Here is a 19,028-nt window from a genome sequence, read left to right on the forward strand (position 1 = left end):
GTGCACCCGCGGCCTCGCAAAGCGCCGACATTTCCCCTATATCGTCGCGATGACCGACTATGTTGCCGTAACCGCCGACACGAACTTCGCCCGCGACGGGGCGATCAAACTCTACGGGTCCGACGGGTTCGCCGGAATGCGGGCCGCGGGCAGGCTCGCTGCGGAGATTCTCGACGCGCTCGTGCCGCATGTCGTGCCCGGCGTGACCACGGCGGAGCTCGATGACATCGTCCACCGCATGACGCTCGACGGCGGCGCGGTCCCCGCGACGCTGGGCTATCGCGGCTATACGCACAGCTGCTGCATCAGTATCAACCATGTCGTCTGCCACGGCATTCCGGGGTCCAAGACGCTGAAGGATGGTGACATCGTCAATATCGACGTCACGCCCCTGCTCAACGGGTGGCACGGCGACACCAGCCGCATGTATCTCGTCGGCGACGTGCCGCTGAAGGCACGCCGCCTCGTCGACGTCACCTATGAGTGCCTGATGATCGGCATCGAGCACGCAAAGCCCGGCAACACGATGGGCGATATCGGACACGCGATTCAGCGCCATGCCGAAAAGCACCGCTATGGCGTCGTCCGCGACTTCTGCGGCCATGGCCTTGGCCGCGTGTTTCACGACGCGCCCGAAGTCGTCCATGTCGGCCGCCCCGGCACCGGGCCTGAGCTGCGCCCCGGCATGTTCTTCACCATCGAACCGATGATCAACATCGGTCGCCCCGACGTGAAGCTGCTCGACGATGGCTGGACGGCGGTCACGCGCGATCGCTCGCTCTCGGCGCAATTCGAACATTCGATCGGCATTACCGAAACCGGATGCGAGATATTCACCCAGTCGCCCACCGGGCGCCACAACCCGCCGTATCTGTGAGGGTTGGCGCATAATGGCCGAGGGAAAGTTCGAGCGCCACCGCCAGCCATGGCGGCAGGACGAGATTCAGAAGCTGCATACGCTGGCGAAGAAGGGCATGGCGCTGAAGGCCATCGCCAAGGCGCTGACCCGCAGCGAGGAATCGGTCAAGGACCGCGCCAAGGAAGACGGCCTGACCATCGCGAAGTTGCGGTGAGGGTTCAAATCCTCCCCGGAACGGGGAGGGGGACCGCGACGCGAAGCGGCGTGGTGGAGGGGGGCCGAGGCACCGGACTCCCTTGCCTCCCGCCCCCTCCACCATCCTTCGGATGGTCCCCCTCCCCGTTCCGGGGAGGATTATGAACTACGACGCCATCATCCTTGGCGCAGGCGCAGCCGGCCTGATGTGCGCGCTCACCGCCGGCCAGCGCGGCCGCCGCGTGCTGCTGATCGACCATGCCGATCAGGTCGGGAAAAAGATCCTGATCTCCGGCGGCGGCCGCTGCAATTTCACCAATCTCGGCATCGCCCCCGACCGCTACCTCTCCGCCAACCCGCATTTCGCCAAGTCCGCGCTGCGCCGCTACACCCAGCATGATTTCATCGACCTGGTCGACCGGCACGGCATCGCCTGGCACGAAAAGACGCTCGGCCAGCTCTTCTGCGACGGCAGCGCCAAGCAGATCGTCGCGATGCTGCGCGACGAATGCGAAGCGGGCGGCGTCGAAATTGCGCTCGGCCACGCGATCCGCGACGTGACCCACGCCGACGGCAGCTACACCGTCACCTGGGGCGACCGCAGCGTCAGCGCCCCCGCGCTCGTCATCGCCACCGGCGGCCCCTCGATCCCCAAAATGGGCGCGACCGGCTTCGCCTATGACCTCGCCCGCAAGTTCGGCCTCAAGGTGGTCGAACCCCGCCCCGCGCTCGTCCCGCTCACCCTCGGCGGGGACGAGGTGCTGTTCCGCGAACTCTCCGGCGTCGCCGCCCCGGTCGCCGCCCGCGCCGGAAAAACCAGCTTCCGCGAAGCCGCCCTGTTCACCCATCGCGGCCTGTCCGGCCCGGCGATCCTCCAGATCAGCTCCTATTGGCGCCACGGTCAGCCGGTCGCGATCGACTTCCTGCCCGACCGCGCCCCCGGTTGGCTGACCGAGGCGAAGCGCAACGCCCCGCGCACCACCCTGCGCAAGCTGCTCGGCGACGCCCTGCCCAACCGCCTCGCCGACACGCTAGCCGACCAGCTCGGGCTCGACGGCGAACTCCACGCCGCCGCCGGCAAGCGCCTCGCGCAAGTCGAACGCGCTCTCGCCGCCTGGGCCTTCCACCCCAACGGCACCGAAGGCTATGCCAAGGCCGAAGTGACGATCGGCGGCATCAGCACCGCCGAACTCTCCTCCCAGACGATGGAGGCCCGCGCCGTCCCCGGCCTCTACGCGATCGGCGAAGCGGTCGACGTCACCGGCTGGCTCGGCGGCTATAATTTCCAATGGGCCTGGTCGAGCGGCTGGGCTGCTGGGATGGCGGTTTGACCTGCTAAATTCCTCCCCTGCACGGCAGGGGAGGTGGCATTGCGCAGCAATGACGGAGGGGCCGCCCCGAAGAGGGCGGAACTTTGCCGAGCTGTTCACGGCCCTCTGCGGGGCCGCCCCTCCACCACGCCCTTCGGGCGCGGTCCCCCTCCCCTGAGGCAAGCTCAGGGGAGGAATTTACGCGCAGCCCCCGCCCGATTTCGACCGTTGCCGCCGCCGTTCCCCGATGCCACAACGCCGTGCGGAAGGAACCCGATGCGCACCACCGCCATTGTCTTGTCGTTGCTGCTTGTCCTCCCCGCCGCTGCGCAGGACGCCCCTCCCCCCGCGCTCCCCACCCTCAGCGCACAGGATCAGGCCCGCGCCGACACCCTGCTGATCCAGGCCGCCGAACACCTCATTGCCGGACGCCGTGCCGATGCCGCGCCGCTGATCCGCGACGCGCTCGCGCTTGCCGGTCCCGCCGACGATGTCGCGAAGCTGCAAGGCCAGACCCAGTTCGAAATCTATTCGCGCTGGCTCGACGCCCGCGCCGCCGCAATGAAGGCGCGCGACTTCGCGACCTTCGCCCGCTGGGCCTGGCTCACCGCCGCCTATCGGATGAAGGGCACGGCCGAGCGGACCAGCGAGACCGGTCCGGTCGCATCCGACGATATCGACGACATCTTCTTCATGACCTACGGCCTCGTCCTTGCGGGCGAGGAGGATCGCGCCCGCGCCTTTCTGGCCCCCTTCGCCGCCGCACCCGACCCCAGCTTCGAAATCGCCTTTGCCACGGACATGGCGGGGCGTGCGGTCAGCGTCCAGAATTGGGGTGGACAGGACAAGCCCCGTGCCGCGCGCCTCGTCGCCTTCGCCATCGCCGCTTTCGACCGCCCCGCCGCCCGTGCGCCCGATGCGGTGCGCGACCTTTACCGCGTCCAGGGCCAGATCCTGCGCACCGCCGGAGACTTTGCCGGTGCCCGCGCCGCCTATGCCAAAGCGCGCAAGCCCGGCACGCCGCCCGCCGACGCGGAACTCGCGCTGATGTTCGCGATGGGAGAGGTCGATGCGGGCGTCCGCGCCGTCCAGCAGATGCTGGGCGAATCCCCCTCCCCCGCCCTCTCGCGCGCGGCGGCTGACAAGCTGGTCGAGATCGCGGGCCAGACCGGCAGCGGCAACGCCGCCACCATCGCAATCTATGAGCGCGTCTATCCGGTCTATCAGCGCCTGCTGAAGTTCGACGATCTCAAGCTCCAGAATGCCGGATCGGTGCTCGCCAACCTCTATGTCGAAACCGGCGAACCGGCGCGCGCCGAGCCGATTCTGACCGGCCTGCTCGCCAGCGCCGAGAAACGCTGGGGGCCGGAGTCCAACGGTGCACTGACATACGTTCTCGAACTCGCCGGAGCGGTCGAGGCGCAGAACCGGCTGGCCGAGGCGGAATTGCTCTATCGCCGCATCTGGAACCTTTCGCTGCGCTACGACAATTACGAGCCGGACGATTCGCGCGAGGCGTTCGAGGGGATTACCCGCACATTGCTGGCGCGCGGTCTGGTGGCCGACGCACTTGCCTTCACCGCTGACGGCATCGCCCGCGTCCGCGCGGCCGGGGACGAGATCAATGTCTGGCGCCGCATGTTCTACCTGCTCGCCCGCGCCGACGCGCTCGAAGCGTCAGGCGCGCTGGCGGATGCGGAGACGCTGGCGCGGGAAGCCGTGTCGCTCGGCGACAGCGACGAAAAGATGAACATCGCCGCCGCCTTCGACGATCCCAATGTCTTCGCCCGCGCCCGGCTCGCGCATTTGCAGGAGCGACAGGGTCGCGCTGCGGAGGCCGAGCCGATCCGCCGCCTGCTGCTCAGGAAGATCGAGCAGAACGACATGATCCCCTGGGAGGGCGAATATCGCACCGCCGCCCTGCTCGCGCTTGCCGCGAACCTGACGATGCAGGGGAAGGAGGAGGGAACGAAGCTGTTCGGCGAGCGGCTGGCGGCGAGCACGCGGATCTACGGCACCGACAGCCCCCAGTCGCTCGACGTCGCCGAGCCCTTCGCGCGCGCACTGCTGCAATCCGGCCGTGCGGGCGCGGCGCTCACCCCGGCCCGCGTCGCGCTCGCGGCGCGGACCTCGGCGCGCTTCGTCGGCGATGCAGCGCGGGCGAGCGCCAGCGACATCGCCCTCGCCCGCAAACGCACCGAAGCCGCCCGGCTGATGGTCGAGGCGGCATGGCAGGCGAGCCGAAGCGGCGGCTAAGGCAGACCGTTCAACCCTACCGCTTCTTCCCCTGATGGCGGATATTCGCCGGTCGCCCGCGCCGGTGCAGCGGGCGCGGCGGTCCGCCCTTGCGGCGGCGGTCGCCATCGCCACCCGGCCCCGACCCGCTGCCCTTGCCGTCGGGCAGTTCGAAGCGCAGCGCGCCGGACACCGGGTTCGCCTCGGCGAGCCGCAGCTTGAGCCGCTGGCCCAATGCGAATTCTTCCCCGGTCTCTTCGCCCACCAGTCGCTGCGCCGCCTCGTCATAGCGGAAATATTCGCGGCCCAGATCGCGGACCGGGACCAGCCCGTCGCCGCCGATCCCCTCAACCGTCGCGAAGAATCCGAAATTCTGCACGCCGGTGATCCGCGCCTCCAGCACCTCGCCGACATGGCTGGCGAGATAGGCGGCGACATAGCGGTCGATCGTGTCGCGCTCCGCCTCCATCGCGCGGCGCTCCAGCTTGCTGATGAGTTCGCCGGTCCGCTCCATGTCCTTGTCGGACGGCAATTCGCCGCCCGGACCCAGCTTGAACGCCTCGGTCAGCGCGCGGTGAACCACCAGATCGGCATAGCGGCGGATCGGCGAGGTGAAATGCGCGTAGCTGCCCAGCGACAGTCCGAAATGCCCGGCATTCTGCGGGCCGTAATAGGCTTGCGTCTGGGTCCGCAGCACCTGGGTCATCACCTCGGCGTGAAAATCCGCCTCCTTGGTGCGCGCGATGACATGGTTGAACGTCTTGGGCCGGATCACCTGCCCCAGCGCGAATTCGACATCGAGCGTCTTGAGATACTCCTTGAGCGCGACCAGCTTTTCGCGGCTCGGCGGCTCGTGGATGCGGTACATCACCGGCGCCTTCTTCTTTTCCAGCGCCTTTGCCGCCGCGACATTCGCCGCGATCATATAATCCTCGATCAGTTTGTGCGCGTCGAGCCGCTCGCGCGGTGCGACCGACAGGATGCGCCCCTTCTCGTCGAGCACGATCCGCCGTTCGGGCAGGTCCAGATCAAGCGGCTCGCGCTTCGCCCGCGCCTTGTTGAGCGCCGCCCAGCAGTCCCATAGGGGTTGGAGGATTTTCCTTAGCCCCTCCCCTTCAGGGAAGGGGTTGGGGTGGGGCAGTGCGTCAGCCGCGTCGTCCGGAGGTGAGGCCCCACCCCCAACCCCTCCCCTGAAGGGGAGGGGCTTTTCATCAATGGTCGCCTGCGCATCCTCATAGGCGATATTCGCCGCCAGCTTCACCACCGCCCGGCTGAACCGCCAGTCCCGGATCTCGCCATCCGCCGAAATCCGCATATGGCACGCCAGCGCCGCGCGCTCGACGCCCTGCTTCAGCGAACAGACATCCGCCGAGAGGACCTCGGGCAGCATCGGCACCACGCGGTCGGGAAAATAGACGCTGTTCCCCCGCTTGCGCGCCTCGCGGTCGAGCAGCGATCCGGGACGGACGTAGAAGCTGACGTCCGCGATCGCGACGATCGCCTTCCACCCGCCCTTGTTGGCGGGGTCGTCGTCGGGCGTCGCCCACACCGCATCGTCATGGTCGCGCGCATCGGCGGGATCGATCGCGACGATGGGAAGGTCGGTCAGGTTCTCCCGTCCCTCACCCAGCGGCTGCTTCGCCACCCGCTCCGCCTCGGCCAGCAATTCCTCCGAAAACACGTTCGGAATCTCATGCTTGTGGATCGCGATCAGCGAAAAGCTGCGCGGCGCGAACGGATCGCCCAATATCTCCGTCACCTTGGCGAAGGTGCGCGATCCCCGGCCGCTGATGTCAGCCATCACCAGATCGCCCGGCTCGGCGCCGTTGCGCTCCGAAATGACGGGGCTTGCGCGCTCCTTCTTCTCCAACCCCTGGAGATAGAGCCGCCCGCCCTCTTCCTTTACGACGCCCAGAATCGCCTCGTCGCCCTTGGCGAGCTTCTTCATCGGATGGGCAATCCAGCCCTTCCCCGCCTCTTCGGTGCGCGCGAGGATGCGGTCGCCGACACCCAGCGCGCCACCCGGCCCGCGCCTCTCGCGCACGCGCAGCCGCGGCACGGGAATGCCCTCGGCTTCCCAGCGCTCCGGCACCGCCCAGACGGTATCGCCATCGGCCTCGACGATGCGCAGCACCGTCACCTTGGGCACGCCGCCCATCTTGTGAAACGCGCGGCCGGGCGCGGTATCGACCAGCCCCTCGTCCGCCATATCCTTGAGCAGCGCCTTGAGCGCGATCTTCTCCTGCCCCGACAGGCCGAATGCGCGCGCAATCTCGCGCTTGCCCGCTGGCTTGTCCGACGACGTGATGAAATCGATGATCTGCTGCCGCGTGGGCATACCCGGCGCGGGCTTGTTCTTTGTTTTGTTCTGTCTTGTCATTGAACCCCAAGATAGTGCGCGGCGCCACCAAGTCCAATCTCCCCAACGAAATATGCGGCATCGATCGCGCCCGGCCCGCACAGCGGCGCCTATGATAGGTCAAGATACCCTACCCGCAGGATCCCGGCTCATGAAGGTAACCCGTCGCCACCTGTTCGCAGCCCTCGCCGCAGGGAGCGCCGCGCTCGCCAGCCGACCGCTGATCGCGTCCGAAGGCGTCAAATCGGCGATCACCCCCGACGCGGCATTGGCGACGCTCAAAAAGGGGAACCAGGCGTTCACCATGGGCCATGCGTTCAACTACGGCCTGAACGACAGCCAGCGCCGCGCCTTTCTGGCCGGCCAGCGCCCCTTTGCGACGATTGTTTGCTGTTCCGACAGCCGCGCGGCCCCGGAACAGATTTTCGAAACCGGCGTGGGCCAGCTGTTCGTCGTGCGCAATGCGGGGAGCACGGTAGCCAATCCCCAGGCGATGGGCAGCATCGAATATTCGGTCGCCCATCTGGGCGTTCCACTGGTCGTCGTCCTCGGTCACACCTCCTGCGGCGCCGTGAAGGCCGCGATCGACGTGGCGGACAAGAAGGCGGTTCTTCCGGGCAGCCTTGGCGCGATGGTCGATCCGATCGTGCCTGCGGTGCACACCGCGCAAAAGATCGCCGGCGACCTGGTCGAAAATTCGATCCGCGAAAATATCCACCATGTCGTCCACGACCTGCGTGCGCCCGGCCAGCGGTTGCTTGCCGAACCACGCCGGTCCGGCAAGCTCAAGATCGTCGGCGCCGAATATCATTTCGCATCGGGGATCGTCGAGTTTTTCGACGTCGAATAACGGTCAGAACCGCGGCGGTGCGCCGCCCGCGCGGTACGCCGCCAATGCCCTGCGCACTCGGTCCGCCGCGCCGGGCATCCCGGCCGCGCGCAGCAGCGCTTCGTGGTCCGCGCCGAGCATCGCCACGACGCGATCGCCGCGCCACGACTGCACGACCAGCCGGTCGAGCAGTCCGCGCTGCACCGCGATCGCCTGGGCCAGCTTGGCGCCGCCCTGCGCCGCCAGCGCATGGGCGAGTCCGACACGGGCGCGCACCTCCTGCGCCGTGGCGATCAGCGGCGCTCCAGCCTGGACTGCAAGCGCGCGATAGCGTTGTTCCGCTCCCGCCCAGTCCTTCGCCGCCAGCGCCATATCGGCCGCCCGCCATTCCGCCTCCGCCGGAAACCTCTCCTGCGCCGCGGCAAAGGCGGCGCGAACCAGCCCCAAAGCGCGCCCGCGCTGGATCTTGAACCGGGCAATATCGCGCGCCTGCACCTCGCCCGACGGGCGGTCGTGTCGGAATGCGGTGGCGGTCCGAAAGCTCGCCCGCGCCAGCTCCACCGCCTCGCTGCCCCGCCCCAGCGCCAGCAGCATATCGGCGGTCTTGTCGAGATAGCTGGCGTCCCCGGTCGCGGTCATCCGCTCCGCTCCCGGCCCATCCACCGCGATCGTGCGCCGCTGCCGGTCCACCGCAATCGTCCAGCGTTGCCGCACCAGCACGTCGCTCGGTCCCGACTGACGCTCGCGGATCGCGGCAATGGCGTCCAGGCCGTAGCGGATCGCCCCGCGCGCCTCATTGCCCATCGCGCCTTCTTCCTGAAGCGCGGCCATCGCCGCCTCGATCTCGCCGATTCCCGCATCGGGCCGGCCCTGTTTCTCCAGCACGTCGGCCAGTTCCACCGCACAGGGTATCCGGTCGAGGCTCATGCACTCATACTCCGGATTGTCCGCCATCCGTGCCCGAATGGCCGCTTCCTGCGCGCGCAGGTCTTCGGGCGACTGCGCAGCCGCAACCGCAAGCAGGATCGACAGGCCAAGCCCCATCCCGCCATCGTCGCCGCGCCTGCCCTGGGGGTCAACCGTCGAAACCGGTCGATCCGCCGCGCGCAAGCCATTAGGCTGTCGGCGTGACCTATGACCTTCTGATTGCCGGCGGCGGAATCAACGGCTGCGCCATCGCCCGCGAAGCCGCGCTGCTGGGGCTCAAGACGTTGCTCGTCGAACGCGATGCCCTTGCCGCGCACACCTCTTCGGCGTCGAGCAAGCTGATCCATGGCGGACTTCGCTACCTCGAAACCTATGAATTCCGGCTGGTGCGCGAGGCGCTGCACGAGCGCGAGCGGATGCTCGCCACCGCCCCGCAACTGATCCGCCCGATGGCGTTCGTGCTGCCCCACGCGCACGCCGTCCGCCCCTGGTGGATGGTCCGCGCGGGGCTGTATCTCTACGATCTGCTCGGCGTCGGCTCTTCGCTCCCGCGTTCACGGTCGCTAGGCCGCGATGATCCACGCCTCGCCCCGCTGATCCCCGACAGCAGCGGCTTCCTCTATTGGGACGCGCAGGTCGATGACGTCGCGCTGACCCGCGCCAACGCCGCCGACGCTATCGCCAACGGCGCGGAGGTCGTCACCGGAGTCGCGGTCACCGGCGCGCGGCGTGGCCACACCGGCTGGGACATCGCGCTGTCCGACGGGCGCACCGTCGCTGCACGCGCGATCGTCAACGCTGCCGGGCCGTGGGTGAAGCAACTGCTCGCGACCCTCGCCATCCCGACCGACAGCGGCCTGCGGCTGGTCAAGGGCAGCCACATCACCGTCCCCGCTTTGTGGGAGGGCGATCACGCCTATATCCTGCAACAGCCCGACCGCCGCGTCGTTTTCGCCGCGCCGTGGCAGGGGCAGACGATGATCGGCACCACCGATGTCCCGGTCGCTCATCCCGATGACGCGGGGATCGATGCAGCGGAAATCGACTATCTCTGCGCCGCCGCAAATCGCTACTTCAGACAGCAGATCGCCCCTGCGGACGTCACCGGCACCTGGTCCGGCATCCGCGCGCTGCATGACGACGGCGCGGGCGAGGCGCGCGCCGTGACGCGCGACTACCACCTCGAACTCGACACCGACGGCGCCCCGATCCTCTCGATCTTCGGCGGCAAGATCACCACCGCCCGCGCGCTCGCCGAACATGCGATGAGGAAGCTCGCGCCCGCACTCGGCATCACCGCCCGGCCAGTCACCCGCGATCGCCCGCTGCCTTGACCGTTTCGCGCTGACGGGGCGGTGCCGCCTATCTGAACACGACTCTACTTCACTCCCGCCACCCAATCGTCGATCTTCTTCTCCAGCACCGGCATCGGCAACGCGCCGGTGTCGAGTACCGCCGCATGGAACCCGCGCGGGTCGAACTTTGCGCCCAGCGCCGCTTTCGCCTTCGCCTTGGCTTTCAGGATCGTCAGCTGTCCGATCTTGTAGGCCAGCGCCTGCCCCGGCATCGCGATATAGCGTTCGACCTCGGCGGTCGCGTCGGTCTGCGACATTGGCGAGTTGGTGACCATATAGTCGATCGCCTGGTCGCGGCTCCATCCCTTGGCGTGCAGCCCGCTATCGACCACCAGCCGCATCGCGCGCAGCATCTCGTCGGTCAGGCCACCCATGCGCTGATAGGGGTCGGTCTCCATCCCCAGTTCGGGCCACAGCGTTTCGGCGTACAGCGCCCATCCCTCGACATAGGCAGTGTTCCCGCCAAAGCGCATGAAGGCCGGAAGCGCGGCATTCTCCTGCGCCAGGCTGATCTGGAAATGATGCCCCGGCACCCCCTCGTGCAGGTACAGCGTCTCGGCGCCCCAGGTATAGCGGGTCGGCAGATCATAGGTGTTGAAATAGAAGACACCGGGCCGCGATCCATCGGGCGTGCCCTGCATATAGCTGCCCGCCGCATCGGTCTTTTCGCGATAGGCGGGGACCGGGCGGATTTCGAGCGGGGTCTTGGGGATCAGCGAGAATTGCTCGCGCACCCGCGCGTCCACACGCTTGCCGATCGCCTCATATTCCTCCCGCAGCGCGTCGGCGCTGGCGGGCTGGAAGCGTTTGTCGGTACGCAGATGGGTGAAGAATTCCTGCAGGCTGCCCTTGAACCCCACCTTCTCCTTCTGCGCCTCCATCCCGGCGGTGATCCGCTTCACCTCCGACAGGCCGAGATTGTGGACATAGTCCGCCGTCAGCGGCAGCGTTGTGTTGCTCTCGATCGCATAGGCATAGAGCGCAGCGCCGCCGGGCAGGTCCGACGTACCCACCGTATCGCGCGCGGCGGGGAGATATTCGCTTGCCAGGAAATCGCGGATTTTCTTGTGCGCGGGCAGGATCACGTCACGGATCTGCGCGGCATAGGCGGCCTTGAGCCGCACCTGATCGGCTTCCGCAATGCCATCGGGGAATTTCTGCACCGGGCCATAGAAAACGGACTCCTCCACCCCCTGCGCGATCAGATTGTCGAACTGGCCGATCATGTTGGTGACGACCAGTTTGGGCTGGACGATCCTGCGCTGCATCCCCTCACGGAACAGGCCGATCACCCGATCATACATCGCGGCATATTGAGCGTTGCGCTTGAGGTTGTTCTCATAGTCAGCAACCGTCTTGAACGGCGCCGCGCCCTGCCCCGATGCGAAGTCAGGGTAAAAGGACTGGAAGCCGGTGAAATGGTCCATCGGAAGATATTTGGACACCGCCAGGATTTCCGGACGATAGCCCTTGAGCGCGCGCAACTGATCCGCCTCGAACACGTCATAGGCAATCTTGTTGACCGGGGTCAGCTTGGCCCGGTCGATCTTGCGCAGCGCCGCCAGATCCGCCTCGTTCGCCGCCTTTTCCGCCGCGATATAGGCGTCGGTATAATAGGTACCGAGCTGGTCGGCATAGCGCTGGTCGCCGCGAAACAGCGCCATGATCGGGTTGCGCTTGAGCGACGCTTCGTCGCTTGCATGGAACAGCGCCTTCAGTTTCGCGTCCTCCGCCCCTTCACCGGGAAGAGCAGCGGGAGCAGGCTGTTGCTGCGCGGAGAGCGCGGGGATGCTGACCCCCGCGAGCAGGCTGGCGAGGATCAGGGGGGCGAGGCGCATGGCAGGGTCCTTGGCAAAGGTGTAATAGCGGCACATTACACCCTCGCCCCCGCGTCGCAAGGCTGCACCGCAATCGCGCAACCGCGGCGCGGCGTTGCCCATTTGTTAGGCAGTTGTTAACGCCCGATGGGGCTGGCGCCGCGCAATTGCGCGGCCCTGCGATCTGGCACGCCTCATGCAAAGTCGCGCGGCAGGGGCGTTCCGCTTGATCGCGATCGATATCGTCGCCAGCATCGGCGCGGTACCGGCCGATCGGGACTCGCACCGGCGTCACAGAGGGAAGAAACCGTGAAAAAGATCGAAGCCATCATCAAGCCGTTCAAGCTGGATGAGGTGAAGGAGGCGCTTCACGACGTGGGCGTCTCGGGAATCACCGTGACCGAGGCCAAGGGATTCGGCCGTCAGAAGGGGCATACCGAACTGTATCGCGGCGCCGAATATGTCGTCGATTTCCTGCCCAAGGTGAAGCTCGAAGTGGTCGTCGAGGATGCACTGGCCGAACGGGTGGTCGAGGCGATCGCCGCCGCCGCGCAGACCGGCCGGATCGGCGACGGCAAGATTTTCGTCACGACGATCGAAACCGCGCTGCGCATCCGCACGGGAGAGCGCGACGACAACGCCATTTGACGCACCGCAATAATTTCACGAAGCTGCACCGCAGCGCAACATGATTCTCCGGCACCCGCGACGGGCGCCGGACCCGAAGAGCGAAAGAAAGGGGCTTGGTTCCAATGGCTAACAGCGCAGCCGATATTCTGAAGATGGTGAAGGATCAGGAGATCGAATGGATCGATCTTCGCTTTACCGACCCCAAGGGCAAGTGGCAGCACCTCACCATGGTCGCATCGGTGATCGGCGAGGACGAACTGACCGACGGCCTGATGTTCGACGGTTCGTCGATCGCGGGGTGGAAGGCGATCAACGAATCCGACATGATTCTGAAGCCCGACCTCGACGCCGTCTGGACCGATCCGTTCAGCGCGACGCCGATGCTGATCCTGGTCTGCGACATCGTCGAACCGTCGACCGGCGAGCTTTATTCGCGCGACCCGCGCTCGACCGCGAAGCGCTCGGAAGCCTATCTCCAGTCGCTCGGCATCGGCGACACCGTCTATGTCGGCCCGGAAGCCGAATTCTTCATGTTCGACGATGTGAAGTTCGAGAACAGCTATTCGACCAGCTATTATGCGATCGACGATATCGAGCTGCCCGGCAACTCGTCCAAGGACTATGAGAGCGGCAATATGGGCCACCGCCCGCGTGCCAAGGGCGGCTATTTCCCCGTCGCGCCAGTCGATAGCGCCGTCGACATCCGTGGCGAGATGGTCTCGACCATGCTCGAAATGGGCCTGCCCTGCGACAAGCATCACCATGAGGTGGCCGCCGCGCAGCACGAGCTGGGCCTGACCTTCGGCACGCTGGTTCAAACCGCGGACCGGATGCAGATCTACAAGTACGTCGTGCATCAGGTCGCCCATGCCTATGGCAAGACCGCGACCTTCATGCCCAAGCCGATCAAGGAAGATAACGGCTCGGGCATGCACACCCACATGTCGATCTGGGACAAGGGCTCGCCCCTGTTCGCGGGCAATGGCTATGCCGGCCTGTCCGAAATGTGCCTCTATTTCATCGGCGGCGTCATCAAGCACGCCAAGGCGCTCAATGCCTTCACCAACCCGTCGACCAACAGCTACAAGCGACTGGTCCCCGGATATGAGGCGCCGGTGCTGCTCGCCTATTCGAGCCGCAACCGCTCCGCCTCGTGCCGCATCCCCTATGGTGCGGGCAGCAAGGCGAAGCGCGTCGAATTCCGCTTCCCGGATGCGCTGGCGAACCCCTATCTCGCTTATGCCGCGCTGCTGATGGCGGGCCTCGACGGCATCCAGAACAAGATCCATCCGGGCGACCCGATGGACAAGAATCTCTACGACCTGCCGCCCGAGGAACTGAGCCTGGTCCCGACCGTCTGCGGCTCGCTCCGCGAGGCGCTGGACAGCCTCGAAGCCGATATGGACTTCCTCCTCAAGGGCGACGTGTTCAGCGCCGACCAGATCGCCGCCTATATCGAACTCAAGCGCGAAGAGGTCGCCCGCTGGGAAATGACCCCCTCGCCGGTCGAATACGACATGTATTACAGCTCGTAATCGTCCGAACCAATGTCATGATGGGCGTTCCGGCTTTGGCCGGGACGCCTTTTTTTGTCCCATCGCAAAAAGGTGCAAAGTAAAAATCACGGTCACCACAATAACGATTCGACTCGCAACGCGTTCAGGCATAGCAAGGTGCGCAAATCGGCACGCGATGCCCGGCCCGGTTCAGGAGGAGGACAGGATATGGCGTTCCCAACGGCGGTAAACGATCAGATCACCGACTCGGTAACTCAGGCGAATACGAAGGTTCTGGGCGACGCACCTGCGGTAGCGATGGGAAATCTCTATCAGGCTACTGCGCAGGCGCTTGCCAATGCCGCGCACAATGCCACCAACGCCCAGCAACAATCCAATGTGGCGGCGCAGGCCGCGACGACGATGGGCGTCGCCACACTCTATTCGCTCGACACCGCGGCGGCCGGCCTCGCGGCCGAGGACATCCTCAAGAGCTGAAGTCCGCCGACCCGCAAATTGGGTCGCCTGTCGCTTTCTGATTCAGAAAGGAATTCGCCTTGGCCTTTCCAACCGCCGTTAACAGCCAGATCACCGATGCGGTCACGCAGGCCGATGTTCAGGTGGTCGGCGTGTCGCCCGCCATGGCGCTCGGAAACCTCTATCAGGCGACCGCCCAGGCGCTTGCCAATGCCGCGCATAATGCCACGGCGGCTCAGCAACAGATGTGGATCACGGCACAGGCCGCCACCACCGCCGGTGTCGCGCTGATCTACGGCCATACCGCCAGCGGCGTGCATACGATGGATATCCTGAGCAGCCCCGTCCGCGGCCTCGGGGCCGAGGCCGCGCCCCCGCCCCCGCCCTCGGGCGAATGATCGCTTAGCCGGAGTTCGACCCATGCCCGATCAGCCCCCCGAGCAGCCCGACGACGACGCGCCCGGCCCCGAGCCCGCAGACGGCGGAGCGAGCGGCACCGTCAACAGCCAGATCACCGATGCGGTAACCGCGCTCAACGTGCTGGCCGCGGGGGGCGCTCCCGCCAGCGCGGCCGCGATGCTGGGGCTGGTCGCCGCGAACACGATCGGCCTTGGAATGCACAATGCCGTCACCCGGCAACAGGCGGATGCAGCGATCGCCTCCGCCTCGATCACGGCCGCCTGCGCCCGGATGCTGGGCGCGAGCCTCGCGCCCGGCGTAGCGCCGATGACGCCGTCCGCGCTTGTCGCCGCCGCCGAAGCCCAGGCACAGGCGGCGATCGCCCTTCTCCAGGCACAGAAAGAGGCCGACGGCGCCATTGCCGACGAGGCCACCGCCGCGCTTGCCCGGATCGCTGCTGCCGCGAGCGCCGCTTCACCGGCGCCTTCGCCCTCCCCGGAAAAGGGCGCGGCGCCCAAGGCAAAGGCCGGAAAAGCGCAATGAGCGATCCCATGACCGTCAATCCGCAAGTCACCGACGCCATCCACCAGATGCAGTCGGCGGTGCTTTCGCCAGAGGTCGTGCTGACATCGGGGGCAGGCAAAGCCTATCAGTCGGTCGCGCAGTCCGCCGCGATCGCGGTCCAGGACGCCACCGACGCGCTGCGCAACGCGACCACCCTTGCCACCGCGGCCACCGCCGCCGCCACCGCACAGTTCCTCGCCACCGGCGATCCCCGCTATCTCGAAGCGCTGCCCAGAATGGCCGCGATCGCCGACAAGGCCATTGCCGACTATCAGGCCGTTGGCGAGGCGGCGGCCTCGGTGCTGAAGGCATTTCCCGCGGGCTGACACCGGATCGGAGAGAGAGGATGGCCGCGAAGACAAGGACCAGCAAAGCGCGTTCGGGCGCCGGGTCCATGGCTTCCGACACCCCCGCAAATGCAGAGCGGCGCGACGCCCGGCGCCGGGACCGCGCGGCCAGTCGATCGCGCGCCGATGTCGCCGCTGCGCATGAGGCGGCGGAGACGGCGGTCGCCGCCGCCGTGACGGCGATGCGCAACCCTCCCGAACCGGGCTGAACCCGGGATCGCCCGTTTCGGTCGCGATATCGGGAGAGACGGCACCGGACCGCGACCAGCCCAACCGCGCGATCTTGTGCGGTGCAGCGTTGCCGTTGCGCAACGTCACACAATTGTCCTCATTTCGCCTCAACAATGAAATGAAAAACGCACCGGAGTGACATCAAGCCGCCCTATCGCGCCCCTCGACTCAGCGCCCGCCGCAACTGACGGGCCGTTTCCAACGGGGGATTTTCATGCGCAGCACTCGTGCAACCTTTCTGCGATCCGCCTGTGTGGCGCTCGCCATGCTGGCCCCTTCGATCGCCTGGGCGGGAGAGATTGTCGGCACCGTGACCGACAGTGCCGGAACGCGCGGGTTGCAGGGTACTCAGCTGCGGATCGTCGAGCTCAACCGCGTGACCGAGGCAGGTCGCGATGGCCGTTTCCGCTTTGCCGATGTTCCCGCCGGTACCTACACGATCGAGGCGAATTATATCGGCTCGGAGCCGAGCCGTACGACCATCCAGGTCACCGAAACCGGCGTGGTCACCGCCAATCTGGTACTGGGCAGCGCCGATGAGGTGGTGATCGTCGGCCAGGCTGCCAGCCTCGCCAGCAGCCTGTCGCGCCAGCGTGCGGCCGATGGCGTGGAAAACGTCCTGACCCGCGACGATGTCGGCCAGTTCCCTGACCAGAACGTCGCCGAGGCGCTACGCCGCGTGCCGGGCGTCAACATCCTCGCCGATCAGGGCGAAGGGCGGTTCGTGTCGGTCCGCGGTCTCGACCCCGAACTCAACGCCGCATCGATCAACGGCACCCGCGTCCCCGCGCCGGAGAGCGATGTCCGCTCGGTCGCGCTCGACGTCGTCGCGGTCGAACTGATCGAATCGATCGAGGTCAAAAAATCGCTGACCCCGGATATGGATGCCGACACGATCGGCGCCTCGATCGAGATCAACACGGTCAGCGCGTTCGACCGCAAAAAGGACCTGCTCTCGGTCAAGCTGGAGGGTAGCTACAACGACTATGCCGATGCCCTGACCCCGAAGGGCAGCATCGATTTCTCGACCCGTATCACCGACAATTTCGGGATTGCGGGTGGCGTCAGCTATTATCGTCGCAAGTTCGAGACCGACAATATCGAAGGTGCGGACTGGAACGAGGACGGCGGCATCTATTATGCCGAGGAACTTCAGTATCGCGACTATGACGTGGAGCGCGAGCGCATCGGCGGATCGCTGAGCCTCGACTTCCGTGCCAGCGACAGCACGACGCTTTATGCGCGCGGTCTTTACAGCCAGTTCTCCGATCAGGAATATCGGGGCGACGTGATCCTCATCATGGATGAGGCTCCGGCATCGGGCACACCGACCTCGGCATTCTTCACCGACGCAGATGGGCGCATCGAAGTGCGCCGCCGCATGAAGGATCGGTTCGAGGAACAGAAGATCAAGTCGCTGACGCTGGGCGGCAAGACCGAAACCGGTCCGTGGAAGCTGAGCTATTCCGCCGCCTGGGCAGAGGCGAGCGAGCTGGAGAATGGTTCGGTCGATCCCACCCGCTTCCGCGCGCGGTTCGACGGGCATGGCGTCGATGTGAATTTCGACTATTCCGATCCGCGCAAGCCGCTGTTCGAGGTGTCGGGCAACACCACCCGCTTCAACGATCCGACGCGCTATGGTTTTAACGAGCTCGAGCTGACCACCCTGTCCGATTCAAAGGACACCGAATGGACCTTGCGCGCGGACCTGTCGCGCGAGTTCGCGACGGATAGCGGCACCTTCACCGTGCAGGGCGGCATCAAATCGCGCTGGCGTGAAAAGTCTTATGACTTCAACGCGATGGTCTATGATGACTATGATGGCGACTATACGCTTGCCGACGTGCTGGGCGGTCAGACCTACCGCATCCAGGACCTTGGTCCGCTGCCGGACCACAACGCGCCAACCGCCTTCTTCAACACCAACCGCGCGAATTTCGAACTCAACGCGCTGGACACCGCGATCAACTCGGCCTCTTCGGACTATGCGATCGACGAAGACGTGCTGGCCGGTTACCTGCTCGGCCGTTGGGACAGCGGCGCTCTGCGGGCCATCGGCGGCGTCCGTGTCGAGCGCACCAAGAACAATATTCGCGGTTTCCTGACCGAGACCGACGGCAATGACGTCACCGTGTCGCCGACGCGGTTCCTGCGCGATTATACCGACTGGCTGCCCAGCCTGACGCTGCGCTACGAGCCGGTTCGCAATGTCGTGCTGCGCTTCGGTGGCTATAAGAGCCTCGTGCGTCCCAAGCTGTCCAACCTCGCGCCGCGCTTCGTCATCAACGATGACCTTGAGGCCGAATTCGGCAATCCGAATCTGCGCCCCTATAGCGCGTGGAACATCGACGCCTCGGCAGAATGGTATTTCGGCAACAACGCCGCGCTGACCGCCGGCGTGTTCTGGAAGTCGATCGAGGATTTCATCGTCGAAGTGCGCGATGGCGATCCGGGCACGGCCTATGGCGTCGATTATGAGGAATCGGTCACCTTCCAGAACGGCGAAACGGCAAAGGTGAAGGGCCTCGAACTGTCCTTTGCCCAGCAATTCTCGTTCCTGCCCGCGCCACTGGACGGGCTGCTGCTGAACGCAAACTACACCTACACCGATGCGAAGGGCACGGTGTTCACCGATGGCGACCCCACCGATCCGCGCCGCATCAACCTCCCCTCGGCGTCCAAGCACACGTTCAACGTCGTGCTCGGCTATGAAAAGGGGCCGATCTCGCTGCGCGCGGCGGGCACCTATCGCGACAAATATCTCGATGAGCTGGGCGGCTCGGCCGAAGAGGATCGCATCGTCGACAACCACTTCCAGCTCGACCTGTCGGCCAAATATGCGATCACCAAGGGCGTCCGTCTGTTCGCGGAATGGATCAACGTCACCGATGCCCCCTATTTCGCCTATCAGAATTTCGGCGGCCAGAAGCGCATTCTTCAGTATGAGGAATATAGCTGGACGGCGAAGTTCGGCGTGTCGGCCAAATTCTGAAGAGGG

The 19,028-nt window shown here is 66.0% G+C and carries 17 protein-coding genes; 14 read left to right on the top strand and 3 right to left on the bottom strand.

What is annotated here, in order from left to right; translation table 11 throughout:
• Positions 1-49: 49 nt before the first annotated feature.
• The 4 genes from map (at position 50) to FPZ54_RS07880 (ending at position 4,620) form a co-directional block, all read left to right on the top strand.
• A complete protein-coding gene (map, locus tag FPZ54_RS07865; RefSeq protein WP_145846235.1) occupies positions 50-877 on the top strand; it encodes a type I methionyl aminopeptidase in 828 nt (275 codons plus the stop codon).
• A 13-nt stretch (positions 878-890) separates the two neighbouring features.
• A complete protein-coding gene (locus tag FPZ54_RS07870) occupies positions 891-1,073 on the top strand; it encodes a hypothetical protein (RefSeq protein WP_145846236.1) in 183 nt (60 codons plus the stop codon).
• 142 nt (positions 1,074-1,215) lie between these two features.
• A complete protein-coding gene (locus tag FPZ54_RS07875) occupies positions 1,216-2,385 on the top strand; it encodes a BaiN/RdsA family NAD(P)/FAD-dependent oxidoreductase (protein ID WP_145846238.1) in 1,170 nt (389 codons plus the stop codon).
• A 255-nt stretch (positions 2,386-2,640) separates the two neighbouring features.
• Positions 2,641-4,620 (top strand): tetratricopeptide repeat protein, encoded by a 1,980-nt coding sequence (locus FPZ54_RS07880; RefSeq protein ID WP_145846239.1) that lies wholly within the window; start codon positions 2,641-2,643, stop codon positions 4,618-4,620.
• Positions 4,621-4,636: 16 nt separating this feature from the next.
• On the opposite strand, the gene FPZ54_RS07885 is transcribed toward FPZ54_RS07880, so the two are convergent.
• Positions 4,637-6,937 (bottom strand): ribonuclease R family protein, encoded by a 2,301-nt coding sequence (locus FPZ54_RS07885; protein ID WP_145846240.1) that lies wholly within the window; start codon positions 6,935-6,937, stop codon positions 4,637-4,639.
• 172 nt (positions 6,938-7,109) lie between these two features.
• Between FPZ54_RS07885 and FPZ54_RS07890 the strand changes: the two genes are divergently transcribed.
• Entirely contained in the window at positions 7,110-7,808 is a 699-nt protein-coding gene (locus FPZ54_RS07890; RefSeq protein WP_186456956.1) for a carbonic anhydrase, read from the top strand.
• Positions 7,809-7,811: 3 nt separating this feature from the next.
• Here the strand turns inward: FPZ54_RS07890 and FPZ54_RS07895 are convergent, their stop codons facing one another.
• Positions 7,812-8,897 (bottom strand): hypothetical protein, encoded by a 1,086-nt coding sequence (locus tag FPZ54_RS07895; RefSeq protein ID WP_186456957.1) that lies wholly within the window; start codon positions 8,895-8,897, stop codon positions 7,812-7,814.
• Positions 8,898-8,914: 17 nt separating this feature from the next.
• Here FPZ54_RS07895 and glpD point away from each other — a divergent pair, with 17 nt between their 5' ends.
• On the top strand, positions 8,915-10,048 hold the full coding sequence (glpD, locus tag FPZ54_RS07900; RefSeq protein ID WP_145846244.1) for a glycerol-3-phosphate dehydrogenase: 1,134 nt from the start codon (positions 8,915-8,917) through the stop codon (positions 10,046-10,048).
• 44 nt (positions 10,049-10,092) lie between these two features.
• Here the strand turns inward: glpD and FPZ54_RS07905 are convergent, their stop codons facing one another.
• A complete protein-coding gene (locus tag FPZ54_RS07905; protein WP_145849634.1) occupies positions 10,093-11,907 on the bottom strand; it encodes a DUF885 domain-containing protein in 1,815 nt (604 codons plus the stop codon).
• Positions 11,908-12,195: 288 nt separating this feature from the next.
• Between FPZ54_RS07905 and FPZ54_RS07910 the strand changes: the two genes are divergently transcribed.
• From FPZ54_RS07910 to FPZ54_RS07940, 8 genes are all read left to right on the top strand, one after another.
• A complete protein-coding gene (locus FPZ54_RS07910) occupies positions 12,196-12,534 on the top strand; it encodes a P-II family nitrogen regulator (protein ID WP_145846245.1) in 339 nt (112 codons plus the stop codon).
• Positions 12,535-12,638: 104 nt separating this feature from the next.
• On the top strand, positions 12,639-14,051 hold the full coding sequence (glnA, locus tag FPZ54_RS07915; protein ID WP_145846246.1) for a type I glutamate--ammonia ligase: 1,413 nt from the start codon (positions 12,639-12,641) through the stop codon (positions 14,049-14,051).
• A 189-nt stretch (positions 14,052-14,240) separates the two neighbouring features.
• Positions 14,241-14,510 carry a RebB family R body protein gene (locus FPZ54_RS07920; protein WP_145846247.1) on the top strand — a complete coding sequence of 90 codons (270 nt, stop codon included), beginning with the start codon at positions 14,241-14,243 and terminating at the stop codon, positions 14,508-14,510.
• 59 nt (positions 14,511-14,569) lie between these two features.
• Positions 14,570-14,887, top strand: coding sequence for a RebB family R body protein (locus tag FPZ54_RS07925; RefSeq protein ID WP_145846249.1), 318 nt, complete (start codon positions 14,570-14,572; stop codon positions 14,885-14,887).
• 22 nt (positions 14,888-14,909) lie between these two features.
• The gene (locus tag FPZ54_RS07930) at positions 14,910-15,431 is read left to right on the top strand and encodes a RebB family R body protein (RefSeq protein ID WP_145846250.1); all 522 of its coding nucleotides are present in this window, start codon (positions 14,910-14,912) and stop codon (positions 15,429-15,431) included.
• Complete coding sequence (locus FPZ54_RS07935; protein WP_145846252.1) at positions 15,428-15,778, top strand: hypothetical protein; 351 nt, start codon at positions 15,428-15,430, stop codon at positions 15,776-15,778. Before FPZ54_RS07930 ends, FPZ54_RS07935 begins: the two co-directional genes overlap by 4 nt.
• A gap of 68 nt (positions 15,779-15,846) precedes the next feature.
• On the top strand, positions 15,847-16,008 hold the full coding sequence (locus tag FPZ54_RS19800; RefSeq protein ID WP_186456958.1) for a hypothetical protein: 162 nt from the start codon (positions 15,847-15,849) through the stop codon (positions 16,006-16,008).
• 236 nt (positions 16,009-16,244) lie between these two features.
• On the top strand, positions 16,245-19,022 hold the full coding sequence (locus FPZ54_RS07940; RefSeq protein ID WP_145846253.1) for a TonB-dependent receptor: 2,778 nt from the start codon (positions 16,245-16,247) through the stop codon (positions 19,020-19,022).
• The last annotated feature ends 6 nt before the right edge of the window (positions 19,023-19,028 follow it).

It is taken from the genome of Sphingomonas suaedae (genome assembly GCF_007833215.1).
Taxonomy (GTDB): Bacteria; Pseudomonadota; Alphaproteobacteria; order Sphingomonadales; family Sphingomonadaceae; genus Sphingomonas; species Sphingomonas suaedae.

Coding starts and splice junctions, on each gene's coding strand:
- map (WP_145846235.1), top strand. CDS start 50: ATGACCGACTATGTTGCCGTAACCGCCGACACGAACTTCGCCCGCGAC.
- FPZ54_RS07870 (WP_145846236.1), top strand. CDS start 891: ATGGCCGAGGGAAAGTTCGAGCGCCACCGCCAGCCATGGCGGCAGGAC.
- FPZ54_RS07875 (WP_145846238.1), top strand. CDS start 1,216: ATGAACTACGACGCCATCATCCTTGGCGCAGGCGCAGCCGGCCTGATG.
- FPZ54_RS07880 (WP_145846239.1), top strand. CDS start 2,641: ATGCGCACCACCGCCATTGTCTTGTCGTTGCTGCTTGTCCTCCCCGCC.
- FPZ54_RS07885 (WP_145846240.1), bottom strand. CDS start 6,937: ATGCCCACGCGGCAGCAGATCATCGATTTCATCACGTCGTCGGACAAG.
- FPZ54_RS07890 (WP_186456956.1), top strand. CDS start 7,110: ATGAAGGTAACCCGTCGCCACCTGTTCGCAGCCCTCGCCGCAGGGAGC.
- FPZ54_RS07905 (WP_145849634.1), bottom strand. CDS start 11,907: ATGCGCCTCGCCCCCCTGATCCTCGCCAGCCTGCTCGCGGGGGTCAGC.
- glnA (WP_145846246.1), top strand. CDS start 12,639: ATGGCTAACAGCGCAGCCGATATTCTGAAGATGGTGAAGGATCAGGAG.
- FPZ54_RS07920 (WP_145846247.1), top strand. CDS start 14,241: ATGGCGTTCCCAACGGCGGTAAACGATCAGATCACCGACTCGGTAACT.
- FPZ54_RS07930 (WP_145846250.1), top strand. CDS start 14,910: ATGCCCGATCAGCCCCCCGAGCAGCCCGACGACGACGCGCCCGGCCCC.
- FPZ54_RS07935 (WP_145846252.1), top strand. CDS start 15,428: ATGAGCGATCCCATGACCGTCAATCCGCAAGTCACCGACGCCATCCAC.
- FPZ54_RS19800 (WP_186456958.1), top strand. CDS start 15,847: ATGGCTTCCGACACCCCCGCAAATGCAGAGCGGCGCGACGCCCGGCGC.
- FPZ54_RS07940 (WP_145846253.1), top strand. CDS start 16,245: ATGCGCAGCACTCGTGCAACCTTTCTGCGATCCGCCTGTGTGGCGCTC.